Below are 4822 nucleotides of genomic sequence, written 5' to 3'. Positions count from 1 at the left end.
CCTGGCCGGGCGGCCCTCTCCTCGCGGCGTACGTGCTGCTGGCGCTGCTGCCGCGCGCGCGGCTCGGCTTCGGCGACGTGAAGCTCGCCGCGGCGTTGGGGTTGCCGCTCGGCTGGTCGGGCTGGCCCACCCTCTGGCTCGGACTGCTCCTGCCCCACCTGCTCAACGGCGTCGTGGTGCTGGCGCTGCTCGTCACCCGCCGGGTACGCCGGGACACCGCTCTGCCCTTCGGCCCGGCCATCCTCGCCGGCGCCTGGCTGGCCGTCCTGCTCTCCTGAGCCGTCCCCCCACCGCAGCGCCCCCGGACGACAGCCCGACCTCGGGGCCGGGTCGCACTGCGAAGTCTGGATGTCCGTGGGCGCCGGCCCGTCCGAGTCGCGAACGGCGAGCCACGGCGTGTCGCGCCACCGGAACGGATCCTCGGGGGAGCGATATGACTGTGCGGCATAAATATGCCTGAGAGTCATATCGCAGATGGCGATGACCTCGGGTGCCGAGGTGACGGTGGGTCACCACCACCCGCCCCGTCCGAGTCCCCCGGCAAAGTTGCCCCCGGGTCGTTGCGGTGGCGACAGCGCCACCCCGTGGTCGGCCGTCCGCGGCCTACGGCCGTCGTCCGACGGGGCGCGGTCAGATCAGGCGGAGCTGGCGGTCCTTGGGGCGGCGGGGCTCGGCGTCGCCGAAGCGTTCGAACAGGCCCGGGTCGATCACGTCGAGGAACGGCGAGGGCCGGCAGTCGCGTTCCGCGCCATGCCGGACCCGACGGGCGGCGTGGCTGACATAAAGCCGGTCCTGGGCGCGGGTCAGGCCGACGAAGAAGAGCCGCCGCTCCTCGGCCACCGCGTCGTCGTCCGGCTCCGAGCCGGGCCAGCGCAGCGGCAGCAGCCCGTCCTCTGCGCCGACCAGGAAGACCACCGGGAACTCCAGGCCCTTCGCGGCGTGCAGGGTGAGCAGGGTGACCGCCTCGGCGCGCGGGTCGAGCGCGTCCACCTCCGCGCCGGTGGCGAGCTGGGCGAGGAACGGCTCCAGGTCGTCGCCGCAGCGGCGGGCCAGCGGGGTGAGCAGGTCGACCGCCGTCCGGACGTCCTCGGGGCGTACCGCGCCGGTGTTGTCCAGGGTGGGCACGGCGAAGCGCTCGGCGAGGACCTGCCCGGCGAGGCGGACCCGAGCGGGCAACGAGCCGTCCAGGCCGTCGGCGTGCCGCAGCTCGCGGGCGATCGCCAGCACGCCGGGACGGTCCCGCAGCCGGTCGTGCGAGCGCTTCTGCACCGGAATGTTCGCCCGGGCCAGCGCGTCCACGATCGGCGCGGCCTGCTGGTCGGTCCGGTAGAGCACCGCGATGTCGGAGAAGGACAGGTTGGTCGACCGGCCGTCGATCCGGCCCGAGTCCAGCGACCGGTGGGAGAGGCCACCCACCAGCTCGTCGATCGTGCGTACCACGAAATCGGCCTCGTCATAGACGGAGGCCGCGGGGTAGCGACCGACCAGCGGGGCCTCCGGGTCGAGCCGGGCCGGGTCCAGCCGGCGGCCCCGGACCAGCGACGACGGCGCGATGGCCTGCACCGCGGCGGCCAGGATCGGCGCCGACGACCGGTAGTTGCGGTTCAGCCGGACCAGCCGGGCGTCGGTGAAGTCCAGCGAGAAGCGCAGGAAGTAGCCGACGTCGGCGCCGCGGAACGAGTAGATCGCCTGGTCCGGGTCGCCGATCGCGCAGAGGTTGCCGTCGGCGGGGCTGAGCAGTCGCAACAACTCGTACTGGACGGCGTCGACGTCCTGGTACTCGTCGACGAAGATCCAGCGCCAGCGGTCGCGGTACTCGCGGACCAGCTTCTTGTCGGCCTTCAGCAGCGCGACCGGCAGGGTGAGCAGCTCGTCCAGGTCGACCAGGTCCTGCTTCCGCAGCAACGCGGTGTAGCGGGCCGCGTCGTCGCCCGCCTCCGCCCGGGCCGCCGAGCGGTCCGCGTCGTCGGCGATCCGGAAGTCCGCCGGCAGGTCGGCCGCCACGGCGTTCTCCCGGAGGATGCTCAGGCCCAGCGAGTGGAAGGTGCCCACGGTGACGTCCTCGGCCACCGGGCCGAGCAGACCGTCCAGCCGGTGCCGCAGCTCCTCGGCGGCCCGCCGGGTGAAGGTGATCGCCAGGCACTGCTCGGGGAAGACGTTCAGCTCCGCGCACAGGTAGGCGATCCGGTGAGTCAGCGTCCGGGTCTTGCCGGTGCCCGGACCGGCCACGATCAGCAGCGGACCGCCCGGCGCGGAGGCGGCCACCCGCTGCATCGCGTCGAGCCGGTCCAGCAGGCCGGTGCCCACCTCCTCCATGCCGGCGAGCATCGGCTCGAACGGCTCGTGCGGGGAGGGCGCCGGCGCGATCGGCGGCGGCGGTGGCGGCGTGGCCTTCCGCTTCGGCTCGGCCTTCGCCGCCGCCGGGCGCTTGGCCTTCGGCTTCGGCGCCGGCTCCGCGGGCCGTCGCTGCGCCGGCACCGGTACGTCGAAGAGCGTCTCCTGTGCTCGCGTGTTGCCGGCACCGCCCAGCTCGGCGGGGTCGAAGAGGGTGATCACGCCGTACTCGCCGTCGTAACCCGGCAGCCGGCGCACGTCGCCGCGGCGCAGCCGGCCGATCCCCTCGGCGAGCAACTCGCCGCCGACCCGGCCGACCTCGTCCAGCGGGGTGGCGGTGAGGATCTCCAGCTCCGGGCCGAGGGCCGCGACCAGCTCGTTGAGCTTCCCCTCGACCTTCTTGGCACGGGCGCCCACCTTGTTGATCTCGCCGAGGATCTCGGCCAGCGGCACCAGGTGCGTCACCTTGCGGGCATGCGCGGGCCGGTGCCCCTCGGGCCGGTCGGCCAGCTCCTCGACCCGGCTCAGGACGCCCACCGTCAGCGGCTTGCCGCACTCCGGGCAGCGCCCGCCCGCCGCCCGGGTCCGCGCCGGCGACCAGTTGACGCCGCAGAGCCGGTGCCCGTCGGCGTGGTACTTCCCCTCTTCCGGGAAGAACTCGATCGTCCCGGCCAGCCCCTCGCCGGTCCGCAGCGCCTCCCGGATGGCGAAGTAGTCCCGGGCCGAGTTCAGGACCGTGGCCTCCCGGGCCAACGCCGGCGGCGAGTGCGCGTCGGAGTTGGAGACGAGCTGGTAGCGGTCGAGGCTGCCGACCCGCCAGTTCATCTCCGGATCGGAGGAGAGGCCGGTCTCCACCGCGAAGACGTGGTCGGCCAGGTCGGCGTAGCAGTCGGCGATCGCGTCGAAGCCGGACTTCGAGCCGAGCGCGGAGAACCACGGCGTCCAAATGTGCGCGGGGACCAGGTAGCCGTCCGGGCTGGACTCCAGGGTGATCTCCAGCAGGTCCCGGGAGTCCAGGCCGAGGATCGGGCGGCCGTCCGAGCCCAGGTTGCCGATCCGCCCGAGCGCGGTGTTGAACCGGGCCACCGCGTCCAGGTCGGGCAGGTAGATCAGGTGGTGCACCTTGCGGGTCCGGTCGTCCCGCTTGTAGATCGTGGAGATCTCCACGCTGAGCATGAACCGGACCGGGTCCGCCTCCGCCGTACTGGCCAGCCGGGGCGGCAGCCGGCGGGCGATGTCCCGCTCCGCCTCCGGGCTCAGCCGGTACAGGCCCGGCTCGGCCGGGTGCAGGGTCTCCCGCAGGTGGTCGTACCAGGCGGGGTGGGTGAAGTCGCCGGTGCCGAGCACGCCGATGCCCTTGCGCCGGGCCCACCAGCCGAGGTTCGGCAGGGTCAGGTCACGGCTGCACGCGCGCGAGTACTTCGAGTGGATGTGCAGATCCGCGACGAATGGCGGGAGGCCACCGGGGGGTGCGGCGCTGAACGGAGGCACGCCGCATCCTGTCACGGCCGGTGCACCGCCCGCCCGCCGCCACGCTTACGCGTGACCTGAGCAATGCGGTGCTGGACTGCGCGGCGCGGGCGCGCTATGGGGTGCGCAGCTCGACCAGGGTGATCTGCGGCGCGGCGCCGACCCGGACCGGCGGGCCCCAGAAACCGGCGCCGTTGGTGACGTAGACCTTGGTGCCGTCCACCTCGCCGAGGCCGGACACCACCGGCTGCTGGAGCTTGACCAGGTAGTTGAAGGGCACCATCTGGCCGCCGTGGGTGTGCCCCGACAGTTGCAGGTCGACGCCGAACTTCGCCGCCTCGTGCGCGGCCACCGGCTGGTGCGCCAGCAGCACCACCGGCCGGCTCGGGTCGCGGTCGCCCAGCGCGGCGGCGTAGTCGGCGGGCGCGGCCAGCCCGGTGCCGGCGGCGGTGACGTCATTCACCCCGGCCAGGTCCAGCACCCCACCCCGGGCGTGGATCTCCTGCCGCTGGTTCTGCAGCACCCGCAACCCGAGCCGGTCCACCTCCTGGACCCACTCCTCCACGCCCGAGTAGTACTCGTGGTTGCCGGTGACGAAGAAGCTGCCGTAGCGGGAGCGCAGGCCGCGCAGCGGCGCCGCCGCCTCGCCCAGCTCGGCCACCGAGCCGTCGACCAGATCGCCGACGACGGCCACCAGGTCGGCGTCCAGCCGGTTGATCATTTCGACGATCCGCTCGGTGTGCGCCCGGCCGCGCAGCGGACCCAGATGGATGTCCGAGACGGTGGCGATCCGCAGGCCGTCCATGCCGGGCGGAAGCTTCGCCAGCGGGATCCGTACCCGGTCGAGCCGCGGCGGGCCCGTCGCGGTGCGGACGCCGTACCCGGTGATCCCGGCGGCGGTGAGCCCGGCGAAGATCGCGGCCCCGCGCGCGAGCAGCAACCGGCGCGCCGGGTCGTGGTCCGGTTGGTCGACCGCCGCGACGGCCGGCGGGTCGGCGGGGCCCGCGGCCCCGACCAG

At 73.9% G+C, this 4822-nt stretch carries 2 protein-coding genes and 1 pseudogene; 1 reads left to right on the top strand and 2 read right to left on the bottom strand.

Features of this window, described 5'->3' with window-relative positions:
- Positions 1–278, top strand: a pseudogene (locus tag JNW87_RS34855) (prepilin peptidase); the annotation flags it as partial.
- Between the two features lie 352 nt (positions 279–630).
- Here the strand turns inward: JNW87_RS34855 and JNW87_RS34850 are convergent.
- Both JNW87_RS34850 and JNW87_RS34845 read right to left on the bottom strand, forming a co-directional pair.
- Entirely contained in the window at positions 631–3825 is a 3195-nt protein-coding gene (locus JNW87_RS34850) for a UvrD-helicase domain-containing protein (RefSeq protein ID WP_238455156.1), read from the bottom strand.
- Positions 3826–3919: 94 nt separating this feature from the next.
- A partial coding sequence (locus JNW87_RS34845) for a metallophosphoesterase (protein WP_238455155.1) occupies positions 3920–4822 on the bottom strand: 903 nt, incomplete at its 5' end.

Origin of the sequence: Micromonospora sp. ATA51 (genome assembly GCF_016802855.1) — a bacterium.
GTDB classification, from domain to species: domain Bacteria; phylum Actinomycetota; class Actinomycetes; order Mycobacteriales; family Micromonosporaceae; genus Micromonospora; species Micromonospora sicca.
Note: the sequence above shows the minus strand (reverse complement) of the source record. Positions and strands in the feature narration are given on the sequence as shown.